Source organism: Vibrio caribbeanicus ATCC BAA-2122 (assembly GCF_000165125.1).
In the GTDB taxonomy this organism is placed as follows: domain Bacteria; phylum Pseudomonadota; class Gammaproteobacteria; order Enterobacterales; family Vibrionaceae; genus Vibrio; species Vibrio caribbeanicus.
Genome location: NZ_AEIU01000037.1, coordinates 1 through 26,563 on the forward strand (window position 1 = coordinate 1; position 26,563 = coordinate 26,563).

General features: G+C 41.4%; 23 protein-coding genes. 13 read left to right on the top strand and 10 right to left on the bottom strand.

The genetic code is table 11. The features are described 5' to 3' along the window. From RH40_RS03555 to RH40_RS03575, 5 genes are all read left to right on the top strand, one after another. A partial coding sequence (locus RH40_RS03555) for an isoleucine--tRNA ligase (protein WP_009599968.1) occupies window positions 1–1,879 on the top strand: 1,879 nt, incomplete at its 5' end. Window positions 1,880–1,952: 73 nt separating this feature from the next. Continuing rightward, window positions 1,953–2,456 carry a signal peptidase II gene (lspA, locus tag RH40_RS03560; RefSeq protein ID WP_039954148.1) on the top strand — a complete coding sequence of 168 codons (504 nt, stop codon included), beginning with the start codon at window positions 1,953–1,955 and terminating at the stop codon, window positions 2,454–2,456. A gap of 75 nt (window positions 2,457–2,531) precedes the next feature. Further along, the gene (gene fkpB / locus RH40_RS03565; RefSeq protein ID WP_009599970.1) at window positions 2,532–2,957 is read left to right on the top strand and encodes an FKBP-type peptidyl-prolyl cis-trans isomerase; all 426 of its coding nucleotides are present in this window, start codon (window positions 2,532–2,534) and stop codon (window positions 2,955–2,957) included. Window positions 2,958–2,982: 25 nt separating this feature from the next. Continuing rightward, entirely contained in the window at window positions 2,983–3,948 is a 966-nt protein-coding gene (ispH, locus tag RH40_RS03570) for a 4-hydroxy-3-methylbut-2-enyl diphosphate reductase (RefSeq protein WP_039954151.1), read from the top strand. A 160-nt stretch (window positions 3,949–4,108) separates the two neighbouring features. Beyond that, window positions 4,109–4,450, top strand: a complete 342-nt coding sequence (locus tag RH40_RS03575) for a DUF2799 domain-containing protein (protein WP_039954153.1) — start codon at window positions 4,109–4,111, stop codon at window positions 4,448–4,450. A 62-nt stretch (window positions 4,451–4,512) separates the two neighbouring features. Here the strand turns inward: RH40_RS03575 and murQ are convergent, their stop codons facing one another. Together murQ and RH40_RS03585 are read right to left on the bottom strand one after the other, a co-directional pair. After that, a complete protein-coding gene (gene murQ / locus RH40_RS03580; protein ID WP_009599973.1) occupies window positions 4,513–5,433 on the bottom strand; it encodes an N-acetylmuramic acid 6-phosphate etherase in 921 nt (306 codons plus the stop codon). Between the two features lie 31 nt (window positions 5,434–5,464). Continuing rightward, window positions 5,465–6,562 (bottom strand): anhydro-N-acetylmuramic acid kinase, encoded by a 1,098-nt coding sequence (locus RH40_RS03585; RefSeq protein WP_039954154.1) that lies wholly within the window; start codon window positions 6,560–6,562, stop codon window positions 5,465–5,467. Between the two features lie 115 nt (window positions 6,563–6,677). Between RH40_RS03585 and nagZ the strand changes: the two genes are divergently transcribed. From nagZ to tyrA, 3 genes are all read left to right on the top strand, one after another. Further along, complete coding sequence (gene nagZ / locus RH40_RS03590) at window positions 6,678–7,661, top strand: beta-N-acetylhexosaminidase (RefSeq protein ID WP_009599975.1); 984 nt, start codon at window positions 6,678–6,680, stop codon at window positions 7,659–7,661. Window positions 7,662–7,804: 143 nt separating this feature from the next. Then, window positions 7,805–8,899, top strand: a complete 1,095-nt coding sequence (locus tag RH40_RS03595) for a 3-deoxy-7-phosphoheptulonate synthase (RefSeq protein WP_009599976.1) — start codon at window positions 7,805–7,807, stop codon at window positions 8,897–8,899. Beyond that, the gene (tyrA, locus tag RH40_RS03600; protein ID WP_009599977.1) at window positions 8,899–10,026 is read left to right on the top strand and encodes a bifunctional chorismate mutase/prephenate dehydrogenase; all 1,128 of its coding nucleotides are present in this window, start codon (window positions 8,899–8,901) and stop codon (window positions 10,024–10,026) included. Before RH40_RS03595 ends, tyrA begins: the two co-directional genes overlap by 1 nt. A 133-nt stretch (window positions 10,027–10,159) precedes the next feature. Here tyrA and RH40_RS03605 read toward each other — a convergent pair whose 3' ends face one another. Together RH40_RS03605 and ettA are read right to left on the bottom strand one after the other, a co-directional pair. After that, window positions 10,160–10,528, bottom strand: coding sequence for a PilZ domain-containing protein (locus tag RH40_RS03605; protein WP_009599978.1), 369 nt, complete (start codon window positions 10,526–10,528; stop codon window positions 10,160–10,162). Window positions 10,529–10,663: 135 nt separating this feature from the next. Next, window positions 10,664–12,331, bottom strand: a complete 1,668-nt coding sequence (ettA, locus tag RH40_RS03610) for an energy-dependent translational throttle protein EttA (RefSeq protein ID WP_009599979.1) — start codon at window positions 12,329–12,331, stop codon at window positions 10,664–10,666. A 246-nt stretch (window positions 12,332–12,577) separates the two neighbouring features. On the opposite strand from ettA, the gene RH40_RS03615 reads away from it, so the two are divergent. After that, entirely contained in the window at window positions 12,578–14,521 is a 1,944-nt protein-coding gene (locus tag RH40_RS03615; protein WP_009599980.1) for a transglycosylase SLT domain-containing protein, read from the top strand. Between the two features lie 14 nt (window positions 14,522–14,535). Next, window positions 14,536–14,832 carry a trp operon repressor gene (trpR, locus tag RH40_RS03620; protein ID WP_009599981.1) on the top strand — a complete coding sequence of 99 codons (297 nt, stop codon included), beginning with the start codon at window positions 14,536–14,538 and terminating at the stop codon, window positions 14,830–14,832. 14 nt (window positions 14,833–14,846) lie between these two features. Here the strand turns inward: trpR and yjjX are convergent, their stop codons facing one another. From yjjX to bamD, 6 genes are all read right to left on the bottom strand, one after another. Next, window positions 14,847–15,374: an inosine/xanthosine triphosphatase gene (gene yjjX, locus RH40_RS03625; protein ID WP_009599982.1), complete on the bottom strand. Its 528-nt coding sequence runs from the start codon at window positions 15,372–15,374 to the stop codon at window positions 14,847–14,849. Continuing rightward, window positions 15,331–17,691 (bottom strand): putative bifunctional diguanylate cyclase/phosphodiesterase, encoded by a 2,361-nt coding sequence (locus RH40_RS03630; RefSeq protein WP_009599983.1) that lies wholly within the window; start codon window positions 17,689–17,691, stop codon window positions 15,331–15,333. Before RH40_RS03630 ends, yjjX begins: the two co-directional genes overlap by 44 nt. After that, window positions 17,675–18,712 carry a polyamine ABC transporter substrate-binding protein gene (locus RH40_RS03635; RefSeq protein ID WP_009599984.1) on the bottom strand — a complete coding sequence of 346 codons (1,038 nt, stop codon included), beginning with the start codon at window positions 18,710–18,712 and terminating at the stop codon, window positions 17,675–17,677. Before RH40_RS03635 ends, RH40_RS03630 begins: the two co-directional genes overlap by 17 nt. Window positions 18,713–18,862: 150 nt before the next feature. Continuing rightward, window positions 18,863–20,044: a prephenate dehydratase gene (gene pheA, locus RH40_RS03640; protein WP_009599985.1), complete on the bottom strand. Its 1,182-nt coding sequence runs from the start codon at window positions 20,042–20,044 to the stop codon at window positions 18,863–18,865. Window positions 20,045–20,276: 232 nt separating this feature from the next. Continuing rightward, window positions 20,277–20,603, bottom strand: coding sequence for a ribosome hibernation-promoting factor, HPF/YfiA family (hpf, locus tag RH40_RS03645; protein ID WP_009599986.1), 327 nt, complete (start codon window positions 20,601–20,603; stop codon window positions 20,277–20,279). A gap of 373 nt (window positions 20,604–20,976) precedes the next feature. After that, window positions 20,977–21,702 (bottom strand): outer membrane protein assembly factor BamD, encoded by a 726-nt coding sequence (gene bamD / locus RH40_RS03650; protein WP_009599987.1) that lies wholly within the window; start codon window positions 21,700–21,702, stop codon window positions 20,977–20,979. Window positions 21,703–21,836: 134 nt separating this feature from the next. On the opposite strand from bamD, the gene rluD reads away from it, so the two are divergent. The 3 genes from rluD (at window position 21,837) to clpB (ending at window position 26,229) form a co-directional block, all read left to right on the top strand. Next, the gene (rluD, locus tag RH40_RS03655) at window positions 21,837–22,814 is read left to right on the top strand and encodes a 23S rRNA pseudouridine(1911/1915/1917) synthase RluD (protein ID WP_009599988.1); all 978 of its coding nucleotides are present in this window, start codon (window positions 21,837–21,839) and stop codon (window positions 22,812–22,814) included. A 1-nt stretch (window position 22,815) separates the two neighbouring features. After that, window positions 22,816–23,541 (top strand): peptidoglycan editing factor PgeF, encoded by a 726-nt coding sequence (pgeF, locus tag RH40_RS03660; RefSeq protein WP_009599989.1) that lies wholly within the window; start codon window positions 22,816–22,818, stop codon window positions 23,539–23,541. Window positions 23,542–23,652: 111 nt separating this feature from the next. Then, window positions 23,653–26,229: an ATP-dependent chaperone ClpB gene (clpB, locus tag RH40_RS03665; protein WP_009599991.1), complete on the top strand. Its 2,577-nt coding sequence runs from the start codon at window positions 23,653–23,655 to the stop codon at window positions 26,227–26,229. Window positions 26,230–26,563 lie beyond the last annotated feature (334 nt).

The window sequence follows — 26,563 nt, forward strand, 5'->3', positions numbered from 1 at the left end:
TGATTTTACCGTCCCTGCTATTCTTGGAGACCACGTCACTACAGAGTCAGGTACAGGTGTTGTGCATACGGCTCCTGGCCATGGCCAAGAAGACTTTACTGTTGGCAACCAATATAACTTAGAAGTGGCCAATCCAGTTGGCTCCAATGGTGTTTATTTACCTGATACTGAGCTTTTTGCAGGTCAGCATGTATTTAAAGCTAATGACGCTGTAGTCGAAACGCTGAAAGAAAAGGGTGCTTTATTGCATCACCATGCTTACGAGCATAGCTATCCTCATTGTTGGCGTCATAAAACCCCGATTATCTTCCGTGCAACCCCTCAATGGTTCGTTTCTATGGATCAGGCTGGCCTTCGAGCCAAAGCGCTTGAGGCTATAAAAGGTGTTGAGTGGATGCCTGAATGGGGGCAAAGCCGTATTGAAGGGATGATAGAAGGTCGCCCTGAATGGTGTATTTCACGCCAAAGAACCTGGGGTGTGCCTATTGCTCTCTTTGTTCATAAGGAGACAGCAGAGCTGCATCCAAATACGCTCGAACTAATTGAAAACGTTGCAAAACTTGTTGAACAGAAAGGTATTCAAGCTTGGTGGGACCTTGATACAAAGGAGCTACTTGGTTCAGATGCGGAGCAGTACGAGAAAGTTCTCGATACGCTTGATGTTTGGTTTGATTCTGGTGTTACGCATTTCTCAGTGGTTGATGCGCGTAAAGAGTACGAAGGGAACAGTGCAGATCTCTATTTAGAAGGCTCTGACCAACATCGTGGTTGGTTCCAATCTTCATTGATTTCTTCTATAGCAATGAAAGATGAAGCGCCATACAAGCAAGTGTTAACACACGGTTTCGTTGTCGATGGCCATGGACGTAAAATGTCAAAGTCCATTGGAAACGTTGTTGCACCAAAAGACGTTACTAATAAGTTAGGTGCAGATATTCTTCGCTTATGGGTAGCTTCAACAGATTATACAGGTGAAGTCGCTGTTTCAGATGAAATTTTAAAACGCAGTGCTGATGCATATCGTCGAATCCGAAATACAGCACGTTTTTTCTTGGCCAACCTGAATGGGTTTAACCCAGCAACTGATATTGTTCCAGTTGAGGAAATGGTTGCTCTCGACCGATGGGCAGTGGGACGTGCGCTGTCAGCTCAAAATGAAATTGTAAAAGCTTATGGTGATTACAACACCCATGCTGTAACCCAGCGTTTGATGCAGTTTTGTTCAATAGAAATGGGCTCTTTCTATCTTGATGTTATCAAAGATAGACAATATACGGCTAAACGAGGGGGGCATGCCCAACGCAGTTGTCAAACCGCACTTTATTATATCGTAGAAGCTTTAGTTCGCTGGATGGCGCCGATCATGTCATTCACTGCGGATGAGATTTGGAATGAAATGCCTGGTGAGAGAGATAAATTTGTTTTCACTGGAGAGTGGTTTGATGGTTTATTTGGCTTAGCTGAGGGTGAAGAGTTAAACAACACATTCTGGACTGATATTCAGTCGGTCCGCAGTGCAGTGAATAAACTTCTCGAAGACGCTCGTAAAGATAAAACGATAGGTAGTGCGCTACAAGCTGAGGTGACGTTATATGCCGAAGATGCCTTAGTTAAGAAGCTCCTAAAACTAGAGGATGAGTTACGTTTTGTCTTGTTGACTTCCGCTGCTTCAGTCAAAGCAATCGGAGAAAAAACAGAAACTGCTCAGCAAACGGATATTGAGGGACTATTTGTTGAAGTGTCTCCTGTCGGTGGTGAAAAATGTGATCGTTGTTGGCACCATACATCCGATGTTGGTACCATTGATGGTCATGAGAAAATCTGTGGACGTTGTGTTTCAAACGTAGAGGGTGAAGGCGAAACACGTAAATTCGCATAAGCCCGAAGTATCGTTTTTGCATCAATCAAAAGGTTCAGCCCCGGTGTTTACTGGGGCTGATTGTAGAGAGTTTATGAATAAAATTATGTTGAAGGATTCCGGAGTTCGTTGGCTTTGGTTGGCTCTGGTAATCTTCTTGGCTGATATAGGTATTAAATTATTCGTAATGGATAATATGGATCTGGGATGGGAAAATCGTATCGAGGTTTTTTCTTTCTTCAATTTCATTTATGTCCACAACCCTGGTGCTGCTTTTAGCTTTCTTAGCGATCAGCCGGGATGGCAGCGATGGTTCTTTACCACTATTGCTGTGCTTGTCACAGGAATGCTAACGTACTGGATGAGTAAACTTCCAGCACAAGAAAAGTGGAATAATATTGCTTACGCCATGATCATTGGTGGCGCTGTTGGTAATTTATTTGATCGTATCGTCCATGGCTCTGTTGTCGATTATCTTGACTTCTATTGGGGGACTTATCACTGGCCAGCATTTAATCTTGCTGATTCTACAATTTGCGTAGGTGCTGTGATGATCATATTGGATGGATTCCGTAAAAAGAAAGATGACAATGAGTAGTCTTGTTTGTTGAGCTCTAGCGACCACGTGATCGCTACTGCTAGATATAAAAAGTTTAAACAATGAGAAAGTAACATGATAAGCCAAGAATCTGCAGTGACATTGCACTTTACGATAAAGATGAAAGATGGCTCGGTCGCGGACAGCACCCATAATATGGGTAAACCAGCCAAATTAGTGATTGGTGATGGCAGCCTAAGTGGCAGTTTTGAGCAATGTTTATTAGGTCTTGATGTCGGCGATAAAAAAGAGATTGAGTTGAAAGCTGAAGATGCTTTTGGTATGCCTAATCCTGACAATATCCACCATATGGATCGCACAAAATTTGTTGGTGATGCAGAGGTTGAGGTCGGAACTATCATGGCATTTACTGGCCCTGATGGCATGGAAATACCGGGTATCATCAAAGAAGTTGCCGGAGATTCAGTCACCGTTGACTTTAATCACCCTTTAGCGGGACAAGATGTTACTTTTGAAGTTGAAATTTTATCAGTAGAATGATAACTGGTGTAGTAGTTAAATCTTTATGAACAGTTCGATGAAAATTTTATTAGCGAACCCACGTGGTTTCTGTGCTGGTGTAGATCGTGCTATCAGTATAGTCGAGCGAGCCCTTGAAATGTATAAGCCACCGATCTATGTGCGACATGAAGTGGTACATAATCGTTTCGTTGTAGAAGGCTTGAAGCAACGTGGAGCTATATTTGTTGAGGAGCTTTGCGAAGTCCCTGACGATAATATCGTTATTTTCTCCGCTCATGGTGTCTCACAAGCTGTTCGTCAGGAGGCAAAATCTCGTGCACTGACAGTTTTTGATGCGACATGTCCACTAGTAACTAAAGTTCATATGGAAGTTGCTCGTGCAAGCCGTCGTAACATGGAAGTGATTTTGATTGGTCATGCTGGTCATCCCGAAGTGGAAGGAACGATGGGGCAGTATGCGAGTGAAACTGGAGGCATGTACCTAGTTGAAACTCCTTCAGATGTTGCCAAATTGACCTCAATTGTTAAAGCCCCTTCAGACCTTCATTATGTGAGCCAAACGACATTATCGGTTGATGAAACAGCGGAAGTGATAGAAGAGTTGCGTCGTGTTTTCCCTGATATTCAGGGCCCCCGTAAAGACGATATTTGCTACGCGACTCAAAATCGTCAGGATGCGGTAAGAGACATGGCAGAAGAGGTCGATATTGTTATCGTTGTCGGCTCTAAAAACTCATCTAATTCGACTCGCTTGAAAGAGCTTGCAGAAAAGTTAGGAACTCCAGGATATCTGACTGATACTCCAGATGATATTGACCCAGAATGGTTTGCCCAAAAAGTCCGAGTTGGGGTTACTGCTGGCGCTTCTGCACCAGAAGAATTAGTCAATCAGATTATAGATAAGGTTCAAAGCATTATTGGGAGCCGAGAGATTGAAGAAATCCAAGGGCGAGAGGAAAATATGTTCTTTGAAGTGCCGAGAGAATTGCAGGTTAGACAAATTGATTGAATCGAAGGCAATCCAGAGGGTTGCCTTTTTACGATCTTATGCTTGAGTTTTTCATTGATTAGCTCTTTTGTTCACAGGACTAGAGTGTGTGTCATCTAGTCTATGTATTCGTAAAGCTTTATTGATAAACCGTCAATACAAGCACTTAACTGAGATTTATATGAAAAATATAATGTTACTTGTGTCAGCTACGTTCCTTTTTGGTTGTAGTTCTTCAGTAGAAGAGCTTGTTCGTTCTGGAGATTGGTACCAAGTTGGTTATCATGATGGTGTTACTGGCCATTCCTCTCGTTCAATCAAAGAACTCAATACCTTGGGGCAAGCGAACAGTGGTGATTATGACCGAGGCTACCTTCAGGGAGTAAATGAATACTGTAATCCCAATTTTGCTTATCAAATTGGGTTATCTGGAAATTACTATGAAGGTGTTTGTGAATCACTGCCTGACGGCCAAAAGTTTCGAATGGAATGGCAAAGAGGTTGGAACGAATACAGTCGTTGATAATGGCTTTCATACCTATCAATTTGACGGGGCGGTGAGTCTGTCTTTTGATGCTATTTTTCTCACTTTCGGGTTTCGGTAGCCATACGCAGAAAACCATGTTTATCTTTGAGGCGTTGTTTAGCCGTGTCTGCGTCAAGACCGGTAAGAATAACCAAGATGGCCAGCTTAACGTCATATTGAGTTTGTTGAAGTGTGTTGATGGCCTCAGTTTCTGAACAGTCTGTCGCCTGCATGACAATACGCTTTGCTCTAGCGATGAGCTTTTTGTTGGTTGCTTTTACATCAACCATTAAGTTTTGATAGCTTTTACCCAAACGAATCATGCTTGCTGTGGTCAACATATTCAAAACCAACTTTTGTGCTGTTCCTGACTTGAGTCGTGTTGAGCCAGTTAGAGCTTCAGGGCCAACGATAGGGCAAATGGAAATATCGGCGAGTCCCTCCATAGGTGAGTTTGGATTACAGGAGAGGGAAACAGTCGTCGCCGCTATTGTTCTTGCATAAGTAAGCGCGCCGATAACATAAGGTGTGCGCCCACTTGCAGCGATACCTACCAACACATCCTCTTTTTTAAAGTTAATTCCTTTAAGATCGAGTTCTCCTAATTCCGGAGAGTCTTCAGCTCCTTCTTTTGCTTTGAAAATAGCATCATGGCCACCTGCAATTAATCCGATCACCATACCCTCAGGAACTCCAAAGGTTGGAGGGCACTCAGAGGCATCTAAGATTCCCAATCTGCCACTGGTGCCAGCACCAATATAGATCAACCTTCCGCCAGTTTTGAAAGCACTAGCGATCGCGTCAACCGCCAGAGCTATCTCAGGTAGAACCTTTTCAACGGCTAAAGGAACCAACTGGTCTTGGTGGTTGATTTTCTGTAAAATTTCAAGCGAAGAGAGCAAGTCAATGTCCATGGTGTCGGCATTGCGTTCTTCTGACACAAGGTGTGAAAGTGTTGCAAGGAGGTCATCATTTTTCATGGTTTTTTCACTATGTAAGATTTTTGCGTTATCAGTCTTTGGGGTAATAGACACCAAGTGAAGCCGGCCGGCTCGCTCCTGTTACTTCAGGTAAGCTGCTTGGTAACTTATGTATATTACGATGAGCGAGCCATGCAAATGCCATCGCTTCCATGTAATCACCGTTAATTCCTTTTGCTTCAGTTGTGGATACTTGCCAATTAGGCAGAAGAGACTTTATATCTCGCATGAGTAGCGGATTTCTTGCACCACCACCACACACTAATAATTGGGGTGTATCTCCAAAGGAATACTGACCAACCTCGTTGGCGATACTTGTTGCAGAGTATTGACATAATGTTCGTTGGATATCTTCCGTTGATAAAGAGTGATTGATTAGAATTTTTTGCAGCCAGTCAAGGTTAAACCTTTCTCGTCCTGTACTTTTCGGAGGAGGCATTGCAAAGTAGTTGTTTTCTAACAATTGATTCAATAGTTCATGAGAGATTTCACCTTGCTGTGCAAATCTTCCATCTCTATCGTAAGGTTCCTGCCTATTTAGATGACACCAGGCATCCATCAATACATTTCCTGGTCCCGTGTCATATCCAATGACAGGTTTGTGCGGGTGTAAAACAGAAATATTAGCGATCCCGCCAATATTGAGAACAACCGTGGTTGATTGTTGAATGGCAAATAGTTGTTGATGAAAAGCTGGAACTAGAGGGGCTCCCTGACCTCCCAAGGCAATATCTTTACGTCTAAAATCAGCGACGGTATCAATGCCTGTCTTGGCCGCAATAATATTAGCATCTCCAAGCTGAAGAGAAAAAGCTTGAGCATGGTCGGGCTGGTGAAAGACAGTTTGACCATGACAACCAATCGCTTTTATCTGGCTTGCAGAGTACTCTGACTGTTCTAGTAAATCGAGAACCGCATCGGCAAACAGATGACCTAGTTTATGGTCTAGTTCACCAATAGTTTGAATGTTGGTTGTTTGGTTGTTGCAAACAGAGAGAAGAGAGTTTTTGATACTATCAGGCATTGGATAGTCACCATAGGCAATTAATTTTACCTGATCGTCAGAAATTTGTACTAGTGCAGTGTCGACACCGTCCATACTGGTGCCAGACATAACACCTACATACATTTGGTTGTGAGTCACAGTTGATTCCGCTTATTATCTTATCCACTTATTGTAAAGCAAATCTGAAGCGAATAACCTCTTTTAGTATGAGATATTGAGCTGATTTTGAGGAGAAAGAATGGGACCTTTATGGATTGATGTCGAGGGATATGAGCTGTCGTCTGAAGATCGAGAGATTTTGGAACACCCAACAGTAGGAGGGCTAATTTTATTTACTCGAAACTTTCACGATACGGCTCAGCTTCAAGCACTAACGAAAGATATTCGAAAGGCCGCTAAACGCCCTATCTTGATTGGTGTCGATCAAGAAGGGGGACGCGTTCAACGTTTTAGAGATACCTTTTCATTGATTCCAGCAGCTCAAGAGTATGCGAAACATAAGAATGGTGAAGAGCTTGCGAATCTCGGAGGGTGGTTGATGGCTGCGGAGTTAATTGCCCATGATATAGATTTAAGCTTTGCTCCTGTTTTAGACATGGGACATCAATGTAAAGCGATTGGTACACGATCTTTTGGTGAGGATAAAACGACGATTTTAAAGCACAGTGGCGCTTACATTCAAGGTATGAAAAGTGCTGGAATGTCGGTAACAGGTAAACATTTTCCCGGTCATGGTGGAGTGATTGCCGATTCTCATCTAGAGACTCCTTACGATCAACGCTCTAATATCTTTGAAGAAGACATGATGATTTTCCAGGCTCAGATAGATGCAGGTGCTCTAGATGCAATGATGCCTGCTCATGTAGTTTTTCCTCATTACGATGAGCACCCAGCGAGTGGTTCTGAATTTTGGCTTAAAACAATATTACGACAAAAGCTAGGATTTAAAGGCGTCATATTCTCTGATGATTTAACAATGGAAGGGGCAGCAATAATGGGAACGCCATGCCAGCGAGCGATACAAGCCTTAAATGCTGGATGTGACATGTTGCTGGTTTGCAATCATCGCGGTGCTCAAATTGAGGTTCTTGATGGATTGGCTGTACAAGAGTCCCCTCTTGCAAGCACTTTGAAAAAAGCCCAAAACATTTGTCTTAAGGAATTGCAGGGCTCCCAACGCTGGAAAGACGCGAGAAGAAAGCTAGAGAAGATATGCTATTAGTGTAGTCGTATAAATTTAGATCTGACTGTCCATTATAATTTACATTGGTGTTTTTTAAAGTTTACGGTTGTTTTTGTTTTTTATCCTGATATCTTAGGATTCATTGCTGTATTTAAATAATATCGAACTGGGTGTAAAAATAAATGAACAATCTAAGCGCGCAAGAAAGTGAATTGAGTAACGTCAATATTAGTGAAGAGCGAGTACTGATTACGCCTGAAGAACTTAAAAATAAGCTTCCCTTGAGTGAGCGAGCATGTCGCTTTATTCAAGACTCTCGCGAAACTGTGGCCAATATCATTCATAAACGAGATCATCGCCTTCTGGTGGTGTGTGGCCCATGCTCTATTCATGATATTGATGCGGCGAGAGACTATGCCAAGCGTTTAAAAGTACTTGCTGAACAACTGAGTGATGAGTTGTATTTAGTGATGCGTGTTTATTTTGAGAAGCCTAGAACGACAGTTGGATGGAAGGGGTTGATCAATGATCCACATCTCGATGGAAGCTTCGATATTGAGCATGGTTTGCATGTAGGCCGAGAGCTTCTTGTGGAGCTAGCCGAAATGGAAATTCCTCTAGCAACTGAAGCTCTTGACCCCATTAGCCCCCAGTATTTGGCGGATACATTTAGTTGGGCTGCAATAGGAGCCCGTACTACAGAGTCTCAGACACATAGAGAAATGGCGAGTGGTTTATCTATGCCAATTGGCTTTAAAAATGGCACCGACGGTAATTTAGCAACCGCTATCAATGCAATGCAAGCGGCGTCTTCAAGCCACCGTTTCATGGGCATTAATCGTTTGGGACAGGTCGCTCTTTTAACAACACAAGGTAACCAAGATGGTCATGTTATTTTGCGTGGTGGCAAGAAACCAAACTATGACACCATTTCGGTCAACCAATGTGAACAAGAAATGGCAAAGTCTGGTCTAGAAGCTTCACTGATGGTTGATTGCAGTCACGCGAACTCAAACAAAGATTTTCGCCGACAATCGATAGTGGTCAAAGATGTCATTGAGCAAATTAAAGCGGGTAATCGTTCTATTATTGGTTTAATGCTTGAGAGCCATATTAATGAGGGCAATCAGTCTGCCAATGAATCAAATGATGATCTTGAATATGGAGTGTCAATAACAGATGCATGCATTGATTGGGCAACGACAGAAACTTTATTAAGGTATACCAATCAACAATTAAAGCCATTTTTGGTAAAACGAACAAATAAGGAAGAGTAATGGCGGTTGAATTGAATGCGTTACGGCAAGGTATCGACGCAGTGGATAAGCAGATATTAAAATTACTCGCTGAAAGACTTGCCTTGGTCGAAAAAGTCGGAGAAGTAAAGAGTGAGCATGGTTTGCCCATTTATGTGCCTGAGAGAGAAGCCGCTATGCTCGCTTCCCGTAGAGCTGAAGCTGAAGCTCTAGGTGTTCCTCCCCAACTTATCGAGGACATTTTGCGACGTACAATGCGTGAGTCTTACTTGAGTGAGAAAGATTCCGGCTTTAAATGCTTAAATCCTGATTTGAGAAATATCGTCGTTATTGGTGGCAAGGGTAAGCTTGGTCAATTATTTTGTAGGATGTTTAAATTATCTGGTTATCATGTTGACATATTAGAGCGTGATGATTGGGAAAACTCAGGGCATTTGTTACGGACAGCAGGGATGGTTGTTGTCACCGTCCCAATTGACTTAACCGAGAGCATAATCCGTCGTTTGAATCACTTGCCGAAAGATTGTATTTTGTGCGACTTGACGTCTATAAAAGCTGTACCGATGAGAGCCATGCTTGAAGTACATAGCGGGCCTGTTGTTGGTTTTCATCCGATGTTTGGTCCCGATACATCGAGTTTTGCTAAGCAAGTCATACTCTGTTCACATGGTCGAGATATGCATCAATATCAATGGTTGTTGGACCAGTTCTCTATTTGGGGAGTGACACTTTGTGATGTTGATTATGATTCACATGATGATGCGATGACGTTAATTCAAGCTCTGCGGCATTTTACTTCTTTTACTTATGGTCTTCATCTTAGTAAAGAAAATCCAAATTTGGATCAATTGGTTGAATTAAGCTCACCAATATATCGTTTAGAGCTCGCTATGGTTGGCCGATTGTTTGCGCAAAACCCAAATCTATATGGTGATATTATTCTCTCTTCACCTAAGAACGTCACTATGATCCGACGTTTTTATGAGTGTTTTGGTGAGGCGCTTGAAATACTTGAAAGTGGGGACAAAGTAGAGTTTGTTAAGAGTTTTGAGTCAGTCCGAGACTGGTTTGGAGACTACTCTGAGCAATTCTTACGTGAAAGCCAATTGCTGCTCAAGCAAGCAAATGATGCTATTCAAAGGAAATGAATCTTTTGATTATGAGAATATGTGATGCGCTCTTTATGGGCGCATTGTCCTCGCTTTTTATACTATGGTGATTCTAGTTGCAAAGTGGGTCGTTAGCCCTTGGTGTTTCTGTAAAAACGGTCAATTATACAGTTCAATAGTGTCCTAGATCTGATAGATGCTCAATGTCACGATGAAGAAGATCGTCGTTACCACAATTAAGTTCTATTAATCGCCTGAGATGGCCAATACTTTCGATATCAATATGGTCAATGCACAAGCGAATTTCATTCCCTTTAATGGCAATAATTTCACTGACGAGTTCAATTTTTATGTCACTGTCAGCTAGAGAAAATTCAACATCTACCGGAGAGGATAGGCTTAAGGTTTCCGCCTCTTCGCTTCTCACCAATAACCCGTGAAGTGATAAGTCGGATATAATCGCTTCAATACAACAGTCTTTTTGTATTAGAAACGCTTGGGTCTGATAAACAACACGAGTAAAAAGTCGGCGCTCTCTCATAGTTACCCCTAATTTGATAGCTCACTAGTGACAAACCAGATGGTCACCTTTGAGTTTTTGATTATCAGTAATTTGATTAACATACTGAATAATAAAGCCGCTCCTGAGAGCGGCTTACACTATCAAATGTAACGATTACTTAGCAATTCGCTTGTATTTGATACGATGTGGCTCTGCCGCTTCAGGACCAATGGTTTTCTTTAACCATTCCATATATTCAGTATAGTTACCTTCGTAGAAATTCACTTGTCCTTCATCGCGATAATCTATGATATGTGTTGCGATACGATCCAAGAACCAACGGTCGTGTGAAATAACCATCGCACATCCCGGGAATTCAAGCAGCGCTTCTTCGAGAGCTCGCAGGGTTTCAACATCGAGGTCATTGGTTGGTTCATCGAGTAGTAACACGTTTCCACCAGCTTTGAGTAGTTTTGCTAAGTGGACTCGGTTACGTTCACCACCAGAGAGCTCCCCAATGATTTTCTGTTGATCTGAGCCTTTAAAGTTGAAACGTGAACAGTATGCTCGAGCTGGGATTTCAAAATTATTAATTTTGATGATGTCGGCACCTTCAGAAATTTCCTGAAAGACGGTCTTGCTATCATCCATGCTATCCCTAAATTGGTCGACAGAAGCGAGGCTTACGGTTTCTCCCATTTCTATCGAACCACTATCTGGTTGTTCAGTACCGCTCAACATCTTAAATAAAGTTGATTTACCAGCGCCATTCGCACCAATGATACCAACAATGGCACCTTTGGGCATTTTAAACGATAAGTCATCGATTAGGACTCGACCATCAAAAGATTTAGTTAAGTTATTGACCTCGATTACTTTGTCACCTAATCGCTCACCAGGTGGAATAAATAATTCGTTCGTCTCATTACGTTTTTGATGATCACCGCTTTGTAGTTCTTCGAAGCGAGCCATGCGTGCTTTTGATTTTGCTTGGCGACCTTTTGGATTTTGACGCACCCACTCAAGTTCTTTCTCTATTGTTTTTTGACGGGCCTTTTCTTGCGAAGCTTCTTGCTGTAAACGAGCGTCTTTCTGCTCAAGCCAAGAGGTGTAGTTGCCTTGCCATGGAATACCTTCACCTCGGTCAAGTTCTAGAATCCAGCCTGCGGCATTATCGAGGAAGTAGCGGTCGTGCGTGATGGCAACCACGGTTCCGGTGTAGTCGACGAGGAAGCGTTCAAGCCAAGCAACAGATTCTGCATCAAGGTGGTTGGTTGGTTCATCTAGTAGCAACATATCTGGTTTTTCTAATAGCAGACGGCAGATTGCCACACGACGACGTTCTCCACCAGACAGGTGTTTAATTTTTGTATCCCATTCAGGAAGGCGTAGAGCATTGGCTGCTCGTTCCAAAGCATTTTCTAAATTGTGTCCTTCTTTTGCTTGAATGAGTGCTTCTAGCTCACCTTGTTCTTTAGCTAGAGCATCAAAATCTGCGCCTTCCTCTGCATATTCTGCATAGACAGCATCGAGTCTCTTCAAAGCACCAGCGACATCAGCAACGGCCTCTTCTACGATTTCACGCACCGTCTTTGTTTCATCTAATACCGGTTCTTGCGGCAAATAGCCGACATTTAAGCCAGGTTGAGGACGAGCTTCTCCATCGATATCTGTATCGATGCCTGCCATGATACGGAGGAGTGTGGATTTACCTGCACCGTTCAGACCCAAAACACCAATTTTTGCGCCTGGAAAAAAACTTAGAGAGATATCTTTAAGGATTTGTCGCTTTGGCGGCACAACTTTGCTCACCCGGGACATAGTATAAACGTATTCAGCCATGACCGATTGTTCCTAAATTAGTCAAATAACGAAAAATGTATTTTATACTAACAAAGGTGGCTTTGTTACTACATAAGAACAACACACAAAAAACAAAGTGTTTATTGGGTGATTTGTAGTCTGTTATTCGTATTCATCAAAATGTGAGTCACAGTTTTGTAAATTTCTGATTATTGAGAACTCTGCGCTTTACACTCGCTTTGATAATAAGCATAAATAAGATTGTTTTTCTCAGGAAGAGATTCTATGGTTCTGAACTTTCTACGCTTTTTTTTAGCATGCTTGTGCCTTTCGATCACGTTTGTATCACCAAGTAATGCTGACTCCTCTGAAAACGTGTCCCTTAAACAGCAGCGGGCCATTTATGACAAAGCGCATAAACTTTTAGACAATAGACAATTCGAATCTTACGAAAAGGTTCGTCCTAAGATTGCAGGGTACCCATTAACTCCGTATTTAGATTATCGTAGGTTTTTGATTGGAATTAGCCACCGTTCTCCAGATGAAGTCAGAAACTTTATACACCATTACAATGATTTTCCTTTTTCAAATCGTATAAGTGCTCCTTATTTGGACGGGTTAGCAAGAGAGAAAAAATGGAAACTAATGCTAGAGTACCAAATTGCAGAACCGAGAGGAGAGACTTATCAGTGTTACTATTATTATGCTCAGGCAAAATATGGTAACAGAGAAGAGGGGTTTCGGGGAGCTCAAAAGCTTTGGTTATCTGGCCACAGTATCGCTGATGCTTGTGATCCTCTTTTCAGCCTATGGGGTAAAGTAGGGCTGCGAAGTGAGGAATTGATACTAAAACGTATGCACCTTGCCTTCGAGGCTCGAAATCGTAGTTTGATGCATTACTTGGCAAATCTCTTAAAGTCCCAAAAAGCGAAACGTCAAGCGGACGAAATGAAAGTCTTATTTGACTCTCCAATAAAGGTTCGAAAGTTTGCTCGTAAACATCAACCGACAACGTTTCATCAGAATCAAGTTATATTAGCTCTCAAAAAGCTGGCGCGATCTGAGATAGAAAAGGCAGTCAAGCTTTTTCCCGAGGTGGTCAAAGCACAAAAAATCAGCCGCGTACAAGCGCAAGAGTTAGCAGACTATCTTGCATTTAGGATGATAAATACAGAACGTGAAAGTCTTTCCCAATGGCGTGATAACAAGATTTCATCGTCCTCAAACACAGCGTTAATTGAGAGGAGGGTTCGCTTGGCAATCCAAGAAGCGGACTGGAGCTCAGTTATAAAGTGGATTGATATATTGCCAAAAGATAAACAAAACAGCTTACGTTGGCAGTATTGGCTTGCGAGGAGTGAGCTTGCGTTGGGGCAGCACTTCTCAGGACAACAACGTATGGAGTCCATTATAGGGCAGCGAAATTTTTATAGTGTGGCAGCCGCAAAAGAATTACAACGTTCGATTCATTACCCCACCAGTGAAATTTTACTAAATCACGATATTATCGATGCTTTTGATACGGAGCTTATTCGAATCGAGGAGTTGATAGAAAGAGATAAAATAGAAGCAGGCAAAAGCGAATGGCGGTGGTTGCTTGACAGGGCTGATGCTCAGCAGCGGAGAATGCTAGCTGCTTACGCAGCTTTTAAGGGGTGGCATCACTTTACTGTGATGGCAAGTATTAAAGCACAAATGTGGGATAATATTTCCATACGTTTTCCAATTGCTCATCGCTGGTGGTTTAACTTCTATGGCGACAAACACAGTATCGATCCGATAACACTTATGTCACTCGCAAGGCAGGAAAGTGGTCTCGATATTGAAGCAATATCACCAGTGGGGGCGAGAGGCATAATGCAAATAATGCCATCGACAGCTAAGTACACAGCTAAAAAATATAAGCTGGCTTATCGAGGTACACAAGATCTTTATAGTGTGGGTAAAAATATTGAGATCGGTAGCCATTATTTAGATGGTTTACTAAATCAATATAATAACAATCGAATTTTTGCTTTAGCAGCGTATAATGCTGGCCCTCACCGTGTCAAAACATGGCGCAAGAGGACACAAGGAAAACTCGATGCCTATGCATTTATTGAAGCTATTCCATTCAAAGAAACCCGGGGTTACGTGCAAAATATTCTGATGTTCGAGACATATTATCGAGAAGTTCTCGGAGTGGATGGAGCTTTCTTAAATCCTCATGAGTTAAAAACAAAATATTAGAGAGTTAACAAGTTATGTCTCAGGAACCTGAGTTTAAAGATTGGCAACAGATCATCGACCTTATAGGAAGAAGTAGTGATAGTAAGCAACACGGTATATTGCTTACTATGTTATTGACTCGAGATGAGAGAGAGGCATTGGTTGCACGGGTAAATATTATCCGAGAGTTACTCAAGGGAGACCTTTCTCAGAGGCAGATTAGTCAAATGCTTGGTGTAGGCATAGCTACTATTACTCGTGGTTCCAATGAGCTTAAATCAAAAAATGATGATGAAAAACAAGCCATGCTTGAATTGTTGAAACCGCATTAAACTTTCCAGTTTGTTTACATAATTTCTGGAAAAAGCTCTGAGTTTGCAAAAGGAATGAGCGCTAGGACAAGAGCTTGATGATATACTGAACTTCTAGTTAATAGATCATGCGTTAGCAGACTGATTGCTCCCCCTTTTTGTTTTATATTTTCAGTACCAAACACTTCATCCATAACATCACCGAGTTCACGATTAATACTGACTTTATTCGTGACTTCGGGTGGGAGCATTAGGCAGGCAGAGCGAGATTGTCCGCGCTGATTCTCCGACTCAATTATCATCCAGGCAAAGGTGAATTGTCCGTCAATGCCAGCTTCAATACCAACATAAAAGTCAGCATCTGGGTGAGAATTTCGCGTGTTGTTTACTCTATTTTGTGCTCCTGAATAAGTTTCTTCATCGTTCATTGGTTGATCTGGAACACCACTGTCGGTTTTTACTCCGATGAATTGATGTGCTTGGTTCGGGAAAACAGCATCAAATGCACTTTTTACTGCATTAATTTTGGCTGGATTCAGTGAAGTTACAATAACTTTCTTCATTAATATCGGTGCTCTGTTTTCGTTGAGAGAATAAATCGATTAAATATTCGAGGCTTAAAGGGGGCGATAGATAGAAGCCTTGCATATAATCACACTTGTTTTCGGCTAGCCAATCGTGCATTTCTCGCGATTCAATACCTTCTGCCGTGACCATCATAGACTGAGAGTGGCAAAGATCAACCAGCGGTTTCACTACCTGCTGATTATTGGTTTTTATCAATGTTTCTAAGAATTCACGATCGAATTTAATTTTTTGTACTGGATATTCAACCAATTGAGCTATTGAGGTATAACCTGAGCCAAAATCATCAATAGTGAGGTTAAACCCCATATGAGCAAGTTTATGTAGCAGAAGGAAACTTTGTGAGTCACTAGCAAAAGTTTCTGTTATCTCAAAGTCGATTAAAGCCACTTCTACCGAATAGTGTCTGGCCAATGATTGGATGTCATGAGCCAGTTGCAGGGAGTCTAGCTCTGCCGATGATAAGTTTATCGACAGCTTAACTTCATGTTTAAAACATGATTGAAGTTGATGGAATTCCGAGAATGCCCGTTTTATTACCCAACGATCTATTGTACCAAATAGACCAATTTGTTCTGAAATCGGAATAAACTCACTCGGTGTTACTTTACCTAATTTGGGAGAGTTCCAACGAAGAAGAGCTTCTAATCCCTGAACTTTAAGGCCTTTAGCATCGTAATACGGTTGGTACAGTAAAGTAAATTCTTTTTCTAGGTCGCCGTTTCTCAGTGCCGTCTCGATTTGATTCTGACGTCGTACTATATCATCGAGTTCTTTGGAGTATTGAGCTATTTGATTTTTTCCAGCTCTTTTCGCTTGATACATTGCTGTATCAGCGTTAGAGAGAAGCTTTTCAAGAGTTTTACCATCATTGGGGTAAGAAGCAATGCCAATACTGGCAGTAATTGGAAAACTACTCAATAGCGTATGAGATGAGGATTGAATAGGCTCGAGAATCGCCTTGGCCAAAGAGTCAACGTAAAACTTTGTTCTTGCAGCCTGAACAAAAATGGCAAACTCATCCCCTGACAGACGAGAGGCTAGAATATCGCACTGTTGCAACTCGCTATACTCGGTGCTAATTTTCCTAATCTGTTCCGCAAAATGAACGAGCAATGAGTCTCCGACTTGGTGACCATATCTATCATTGACGTATTTAAAGTTATCAAGGTCGATATACAAGATCCATGCAGATGACTCTATCGCTCCCTCTTCAAGAATCGCCTCAACGTGCGTCTGAAATTGATAGCGATTAGCAAGTTGGGTGAGATGATCATTTTCAGCCATGGTCTTTGTTTTCTGATAACTAAGGTTGAGTTCCCTATACATATCGTAAAAACGCTCTGAAAGCCTTCCTATTTCACTATCATTATCAATTTTTTTAATGTTATTTCTCTTGTTATGTTCTACTTCTTTCAACTGACGATCTAGGTAAGTGATGGGTTGAATGACTTGTCTGTAGAGTAAAATCAAAAGTAACGTCATAGTACCTATTGAAGATATACCAAAAGACAGCATTAGCCTCTGTTCTATCTGGGCCAGTTTTTGTTTAGTAAGGTATGGTGCAGGATCAAGTGTTGCAAATAGTCCAGGTTTTAGTTCTACAGAGTGGGTGAGGCCTGGCTTAATAATAGGTATGGGAGAAAAGAAAATACTGCTATCATTTTCGAACTCCAATATTCTTTTAAGCTGCTGAAAGTTTGACAAAGATAAAGAGACGATAACTAAAAACACTTCATCTTTGTTGTAACTGAGAGGAGAGCCTAGCGTATCTTGGTCTACCACATCATAGCGAATTAAGATGCTTTGTCCTTGGTAGTTTTTTGTGAATCCAGTATGGCTTGTTTCGCCAGTGCTCTTGTAAGTACTACTGACGTAGTTTAACACATGCTGGTCTATGGTTGAAAAAGGGTCGCTCTGATTATCGGCATAAAACTGGACGCGATCTTTATTATCAACGATGGCTACAGAAACGTCATCAAGTTGATTAGGCTGTAAATTCTCAATTGTCGCCTGCAAGTTTTCAATGAGTTTCATTTCTCTGTAGGGGTTTGTAGACTGCCCCATATAATAACGAATCATATCACTTTTCGTTAAGGTGATGGCGTAGCTATTAAGTAAGGTTACCGATTGGCGAAAGTGGCCAGCCAGTTTCTCCATTGATAGCTGTAAATAGCTGTCCTCTCTTTTTAACAAAGCCTCTTTTTGGCTAAAATAAATACTGTAGCTGGACACTGCAGCACTTAACAAAATGACAGGAGCAACAAGTAATAGCACTCTAGTGTTTAGCTTCATGACGTTTCAGTATTTTGTTAATAATTTTTGTACGAAGGCTGATATTTTCTGAAGAGAGAAGGCTATCTATTTGCGCATTTCTTACTCTCTCTTCTGACGGAAACAATGATGCATCATTTAAGTACCACTCGGGCAGCAGTTTAATCGCTGTTGCATTGGGAGTTGCGGCTTTGATATCAATTGCATTTTTTGCAGCAACACTGGGATCCATCAGATAATCTAGGAAACGGTATGCTTCCTGCTTGTTTTGAGCGCCAGTATTAAGCGCAAGACAATCGAGCCATATAAATAGTTGCCCTTCAGGAATGGTAAAGCTCCATTTGTTTTTCCCATAAAAACGATTGAGAGAGTATTGGTCACCACTATAGGCCAATGCTATGAGCATATTTTCAGCTTTTTCTTGGCTACGGATGTAGCTCAATATGTACTCGTAGGTCAATGTCTTATCATTAAACTCAAGCATTTTTGAGTAGGCTTTTTGAAGATCATTTTGTTTTGCTGTAATCGGAGATAGGTTAAGGCTGTATAGAACTGGGAGAAAACTCTCGATACTGTCTTCTATCATTCCTATTTTTCCATAAAGCTCTTTGGGGGGGTTAACGAACTCACTCCAAGTTTTAGGGGGAGCTACTTTACTATTTTGATAGGCGATCCCTACTGTTCCCCAAAAATAAGGTACAGCGTATTTCCCACAGGCTGAGTTCCACTTCTCTTGGTTATGTTTGAGATTTTTTAAATGTGAAAGATCCTCAAATATTCCTTTTTTTCCGAATAACTGCGCAGAAACATTATCTAAAATGATTAAATCAAAGGGCAGTTGAATACTTTTCATCATTAGTAAACTACGTTCATCGTCGTTATCAAAATGAGAAAGGTTTAATGGAATATTGGTTTTCTTTTCCCAGTCCTGCTTTACTCTCGGCGATAGTGTATCTTCCCACATATATATATTTAACGGAGTTTCGTTCGCAGAGAGTTGTGAAACAAATAATGTACTAAGAAAAAATACGAGGTATTTCATACTTGGTATTGTGCCCCATTATAGTTCTTCGTGAAGTGGCTGCTCAATACAAAGGGATGAACAGGCTGATCTTATGCGCAACTGGTATAATATTAAGGTGTTATAATTGCGTGTCAGCCTTTGTTTGGTATTTATTTGACCAATGTAGATTTATTTGTCGAGATTTAGCATTGTCGGTGAGACATTTTCACTTGGATAACAACCTAAAACTTTCAAATATTTGGTAAGTTTTGTGAGTTCTTTTAGAGAAGACTGCATGGATATAGAATCTATATGGCATTCTAGGTCTATATAAAACATTTCTTCCCAAGGATTACCCATAATAGGTCTGGACTCTAGCTTAGTCATATTTATTCCGTAATGCTGCAGAACAAGCAAACATTGGACTAGAGAACCTGCTTCTTGTGATGTTGACATAATGAGTGTTGTTTTAGCAGGGATCTGACCAGAAACATCGACGGCTTTTCGTGCAACAAGAATAAAACGAGTATGATTCTCCGTTTGATTAGCAATATTGTTTTGAATAGGCTGTAGGCCATATAGCTTACCACTTGTTGCGTTTCCAATGGCTGCGACGTCTGGTTGATTCAACTCTCGGACCTTCTGCATCGCGTCTGCAGTACTTATGCATGATTCTAAGCGCACATTTTTTAAACGGCCTAAAAATTCACTACATTGAGCATGGGGCTGAGGATGAGAATAGAGTGTCTTGATTGTTTCTAAATGAATGTCTGAAGTAGCAAGTAAACAGTGTTCGATCGGTAGGGTAATTTCACCAACGATGTATAATGACGTGTGTTGTAGGAGGTCATAGACCTCGTTAATTGAACCAGAGCTCGTGTTTTCTATCGGGAGAATGCCGTAATCAGCATGACCTGTTTCTACGGTTTTAATTATGTCTTTAAATTGGTCGCAGCTCATCTCAACCAATTCTGTATTTTTTCTACTGAAATATTCGTGGCTTGCTAGGTGTGAATAAGAACCTTTGGCACCTAGGAAAGCAATTCTAGCGATAGGTTTTCGGCTCAACTCTGGGTTGGCTAAGTTTTGTAGATAGGACTGTTGGATTAGGACTGAATCTTCAATAATAGAATGGAATAATTTGGTAATGTATTGCGCATCAAGTTGATATTTTTTTTCTCCGCTTGTTATTAATTTAGCAAGGAGCTGCTGTTCTCTTTCTGCGTCCCTAACAGGTTTTGCTGTTTGCACTTTGCTCTTAGCAACTTCCAGACTCATTTGGCGGCGTTCGGAAAGTAGGCGAAGTAGTTGATCATCAAGCTCATTTAAACGCGTTCTAATTTCTTCTAATGAGTATTTAGGTTCAGTCATTTTTAGTTCCTTGTAAAAAGCCTCCCATAAGGAGGCTTTTTGTATGTTTGAAAATACTTGCTACAGCAATAACTTGATAATTTCAAAAGTGCCCCGATCAGTTTTGGTTGTGCACGATAATGAAAGTCTTTAGTTCCACGAGAATAGCTTACTGACACAATAAGCAAGGTAAAATAAGGCGTCAAGTAAAAAAATAGCGCCGTTCGGCGCTATTTTTTAAAGGCTGGAGAGCTTACTCTGTTTCTTCAAAAAGCTCTGGCTTATCTGTTCTACGAGCTTCAGGTTTGTGGCGAAGTTTATTAAGCTGGCGTTCTAGTTTCTGTTCAACCTCATTAACAGCAATATATAGGTCATCGTTGACAGCTGAAGCAAATAATTGGCCCTTAGGAACAGTAATTATTGCTTCAAATTTCTTTTGTTTATTTGGTTCTTCACAGAAGCTTGTCTGACAGCTAATGATGTCAGCTTGCCACTTTTCTAGCTTTTTAAACTTACTTTCGATGTGAGTGCGGATAGCAGAGGTTACTTCGATGTTTTTACCAGTGATATTAATTTTCATAGACTTTTTTCCTCTGTTTCATCCCATATGGATTGATTTCAGGTTACCGCGTTGGAGATAAAATATTGTGACGCATGTCACTTTATTGTTGGTGTTTTACAGTGGTAAAACCAAACGTGATCAAGATCAAAATAAATAAATGAGCATGGTCGAAAAAGCTTGTGACTTTTTCTGAGTGAAGTAGATTTGAAAGAGTAAATAACTAAAAAATATCTATTTTTTAGCAGATCTCTGCGGCTTAAAAATACTCGATGGTAGATTGCTTAGGCTTAAGGTATCGTGTTGTACATGATAGAGAGCCGGGAAAAATTGCAAGATTCTAGGTGAGGCAATTGTGGCAGGGAACACCACAATTACGCACAAGTAAACTCATTTAGCTCTGATTGAGTTGAATTAGCATTTTGGTACGATCAATCGCTTCTTGCATTCCTAGCTGTTTGTATGCTTCCAATTGGATTGGTAAAGATTGACGAGCCGCTTCGGTATTTGGGTATGTTTTTTGGATTTCTTGGCAGCGCTTAATGGCTGCAATCCAAGCCTCTCTTCGAAGATAGAAATCAGCTGTTGCCAAGTCATAGTTAGCAAGGCGGTTTTTCAAGGCGATTAATCGAAGTTTTGCATCCTCAGCATATTGACTATCTGGATAGCGTTGTAAGAGTTTTTTGAAATCAGCAAAGGCTTTTTTGACTGGTTCTGGATCACGGTCACTACGATCAATATTAAATACGCTGTGCATAAAGTTCTGATCTTGTGCCATATGAGTTAATCCTCTCATATAAAGTACCCAATCAAGTCTCTCGTTAGTCGGGTTCAAACGCATAAAACGGTCAATTGTCGCGCTACTCAAAGCGAGCTCATCATTTTTGTAGTAGGCATAGATGAGATCGAGCTGCACTTGTTCAGAATAAGCTCCAAAAGGATAACGAGAATCCAGCGCCTCTAGCTTTTTAATCGCGTTAGTCCAGTTTCCGCTTTGAAGTGAAGACTGAGCGTCTGAGTAAAGTTCAGATGGTGGAATATCTGGCACAACGTCTTTACTGCTAGAACAGCCAGCTAACACGGATAATACAACCAAACCGGATAATAAATGCTTTTTCATGTCAGGATTCGATTCCTTGAGATAAATAATTCCGCTGTATTCGTTACTTTCTGTTCGGTAACAGATACAATGCACAAATACATATTTTTTCACACTAGTGACAATTAGTCTCACAGTTTTTAAAAAAGTTCGATATGGCCCAGCAGATTGAATTAACAAATACAGTAAAAGACGCACAATTAGGCCAGAGGCTTGATCAAGCGATAGCAGAATTATTCAGTGATTTTTCTCGTTCCAGGTTAAAAGATTGGTTACTTGATGGAAAGGTGCAAGTAGATGGTGAGGTAGTAACCAAACCTAGGACTAAAGTTATGGGTGGAGAAGTTATTGTTCTTCATGCTGAGCTTGAAGATGAAGAACGTTGGGAAGCACAAGATATTCCTTTGGATATTGTCTACGAAGATGATGACATTATCGTTATCAATAAACCTCGAGGATTTGTGGTACATCCCGGAGCAGGAACGCCCGATGGAACGGTATTGAATGCACTTCTCCATCATTTTCCTGATATTGCTGAAGTACCCCGAGCTGGGATTGTGCACCGCTTGGATAAAGATACCACGGGATTAATGGTTGTAGCTAAAACGGTTCCAGCACAAACCAGGTTGGTTCGTGCATTACAGAAACGAAACATTACTCGTGAATACGAAGCAATTGCTATCGGACGGATGACCGCTGGTGGACGTGTAGAGCAACCTATAGGGCGTCATTCGACGAAAAGAACATTAATGGCCGTGGCTCCTTTGGGTAAACCTGCCGTCACGCATTACCGCGTTGCTGAGCATTTTAGAGAACATACTAGAATACGCTTGCGACTAGAAACAGGCCGTACACATCAAATACGAGTCCATATGGCTTACCTGCAACACCCATTATTAGGTGACACTGCGTATGGAGGACGTGCTCGGATTCCAAGAGGAGCTACTCCAGAGCTAGCTGAAAAAATCCGTCAATTTGATCGACAGGCTTTGCATGCGGTTATGTTGAAGTTTGAACATCCTATCACTGGAGAAGAACTCGAATTTCATGCGCCAGTTCCAGATGATATGGTTGCGATGAGCGATGCTCTTCGAACCGATATTGAGGAACACGGAATGGACTCTGAATTTTAAAATGGATCTCATTATCCCCAACTGGCCTGCAGCTAAAAATATAAAAGCAGTCTCATCAACGCGCAACGGTGGACTATCTACTGGAGTATACGCGAGTTTAAATTTAGGGATGCATGTTGGTGATGATGAGTCCAAGGTAAAGATGAACCGAGCCAAATTGGTTGATTGTGCGGATATGCCAAGTCATCCAGTTTGGCTTAATCAGACCCATTCAAACCACGTAATAGAAGTTGACCAGTCAACTTCTGAAATTTTGGATGCTGATGGGTTATATACCCAACAGCAAGGTGTGGTATGTGCTGTTATGACGGCAGATTGCTTGCCTGTTCTTTTGGCTAATGTCAAAGGTACGCAGGTAGCCGCCGTACATGCGGGATGGCGGGGGTTGGCTGCAGGTATTATTGAAAATGCAGTAAAGAGAATGGATGGCGAAGTTATTGCATGGATTGGTCCAGCAATAGGAGCCGCGTGTTTTGAAGTGGGGAAAGACGTTTTTGATGCGTTTATTAAGGTGGACTTATCAGCCGCTCAAGCATTCAAAAAGTTAAGTCATAACAAATGGCTTGCAGACATGAATATGTTAGTCACACAAAAGCTTATTGGCTCCGGAGTGAAGAATATCTCTTACAGTAATTGCTGTACTTTTTCTGAACCTCAACGGTTTTTCTCCTATCGACGTGACGGGATCACGGGGAGATTGGCTACATTTATTTGGATAGATAGCTAATCTTTTGCTGCCCCCCTCGTATTAAAGATTTTGCCCTTGAAAATCAACTCGCAAGTAACCATCTTAAACTGAGAGTAAATTATTTTTCTTAGTTGAGTTAGGAAGGCATTCATGCGTCTTGATAGGTTTACGAGTAAATTCCAAATAGCGATTTCAGAAGCACAATCCCTCGCCCTTGGAAGGGACCATCAGTACATCGAGCCGGTACATTTAATGGTTGCTTTGATGGATCAAAACGGCAGTCCAATACGTCCGCTTCTCACCATGTTAGATGTTGATATTACTCACTTACGCTCGAAACTGAGTGAGATTTTGGATCGTCTACCTAAAGTCAGTGGTATCGGTGGTGATGTACAATTATCCAGTGCTATGGGCAGTGTTTTTAACTTGTGTGACAAGATTGCTCAAAAACGTCAAGATGCATACATATCGTCTGAAGTTCTTTTGCTTGCGGTACTTGAGGACAAGGGAGCCCTTGGAACGTTACTCAAAGAGCTAGGTTTAACTGAAAAGAAAGTTTCCGATGCTATTGATAAGATTCGAGGAGGTCAAAAAGTTAATGACCAGAATGCGGAAGAATTACGTCAAGCTCTTGAAAAGTTTACTATCGATCTTACAGAGCGAGCTGAGCAAGGGAAATTAGACCCTGTCATTGGTCGCGATGATGAGATCAGACGTACCATCCAAGTCTTACAAAGAAGAACTAAGAATAACCCCGTTATTATCGGTGAACCTGGTGTTGGTAAAACAGCGATTGTTGAAGGCTTAGCTCAGCGAATTGTTAACGATGAGGTACCTGAGGGACTCCGCCGTAGACGCGTTTTATCTCTTGATATGGGCGCTTTAGTTGCCGGAGCAAAATATCGTGGTGAATTTGAGGAGAGGCTGAAGTCAGTTCTCAGTGAATTATCGAAGGAAGAAGGTAACGTCATTCTCTTTATCGATGAGATTCATACTATGGTTGGTGCTGGTAAGGGCGAGGGGTCAATGGATGCTGGCAACATGCTTAAGCCTGCACTTGCAAGGGGCGAACTACATTGTGTCGGGGCTACAACGCTTGATGAGTATCGACAGTATATCGAAAAGGATCCCGCCCTCGAGAGACGTTTTCAGAAAGTCATTGTTGATGAACCAACAGTTGAAGATACGGTCGCTATTCTCAGAGGGTTAAAAGAAAGATATGAGCTTCATCATCATGTTGAGATAACCGACCCAGCTATTGTTGCAGCGGCGAGTTTATCCCATCGTTATATTTCAGATCGCCAACTTCCAGACAAAGCCATCGATCTTATCGATGAGGCGGCATCAAGTATCCGTCTTCAAATGGATTCCAAACCAGAGTCATTGGATAAGCTAGAGCGTAAAATAATACAGCTTAAAATAGAACAGCAAGCATTGACCAATGAACATGATGGTGCAAGCGAAAAACGCTTGATCAACTTAAATCAAGAGCTTGTAGACAAAGAGCGGGCTTTTTCGGAGTTAGAGGAAGTATGGAAAGCTGAGAAAGCAGCATTATCTGGTACTCAGCACATAAAAACCGAGCTTGAACAGGCCAGAATGGATATGGAGTTTGCACGTAGAGCTGGGGATTTGAATAGAATGTCAGAGCTACAATACGGTCGTATTCCCGAGCTAGAGCGTCAGCTTGACCTAGCCGCTCAAGCTGAAATGCAGGAAATGACTTTATTGAAAAATAAAGTATCGGATAATGAAATTGCCGATGTACTTTCAAAGCAGACCGGAATACCAGTATCGAAAATGTTAGAAGCAGAGAAAGTGAAACTGCTTCGAATGGAGGAGGTACTGCATGATCGTGTAATCGGACAAAGCGAAGCTGTTGAGGTCGTAGCTAATGCTATCAGACGAAGCCGGGCTGGTTTATCAGATCCCAATAAGCCTATAGGTTCCTTTTTATTTCTGGGGCCTACCGGTGTGGGTAAAACCGAACTCTGTAAAACGCTTGCCAACTTTTTATTTGATAGTGAAACCGCAATGGTGCGGATTGATATGTCAGAGTTTATGGAGAAACATTCAGTGGCACGGCTAGTTGGAGCTCCTCCCGGTTATGTTGGCTACGAGGAAGGTGGTTACTTAACAGAAGCCGTGAGGCGCAAACCCTATTCAGTTATCTTGCTTGATGAAATTGAAAAGGCACATCCCGATGTCTTTAATATCTTGCTACAAGTATTGGATGACGGGCGTTTGACCGATGGCCAGGGAAGAACGGTCGATTTTAGGAATACGGTTGTTATCATGACGTCAAATCTTGGTTCATCGAGAATACAAGAAGGCTTTGCGACGACTAATTATCAGCAAATGAAAGAAAAAGTTATGGAAGTAGTAGGCAAACACTTCCGTCCAGAGTTTATTAATCGAGTTGATGAAAGTGTTGTGTTCCACCCACTGAGTCAAGATGATATTAAAGCCATTGCGTTAATCCAACTTGCTAAACTGTCTGAAAGAATGAAAGACAATGGATATGTGCTTGAAATATCAGAGCAGGCTTCAGACTTGATTGCGCAAGTAGGCTTTGACCCTATTTACGGAGCTCGCCCACTTAAACGAGCTGTTCAGCAAAGTGTAGAAAATCCGTTAGCAAAGGCCATTCTTGCCGGGGAAATTATGCCTGATAAGAAAATTGCGCTATCAGTTAATAATGATAAGGTAGTGATAGAGCAATTGTAATTCTCACTTATTTATTCATTTAAAGGGCCTCGAAGAGGCCCTTTTGTTTGCTTTTGAATCAATTTGGTTAAATTGGCGACATTCGATACCAAATTTCGTTGTTTTTTAAATTTTTTCCTTGTGCTTAGAAGATAAAACTCTATAATCTCGCCCCGTTGTCAGGGATGCTGAGTTACTTTCTGACGAAGCCATTAGAATTTGAAAATCAACAGAAAAAAATGTTGACTATCAAGTCCAAGTATATAGAATGGCCAACCGCTTTTGAAGAAAAGCTGCTCTTTAAAAATTTAGACCTATCAATCTGTGTGGGCACTCGTTGATGATAATCCAATTT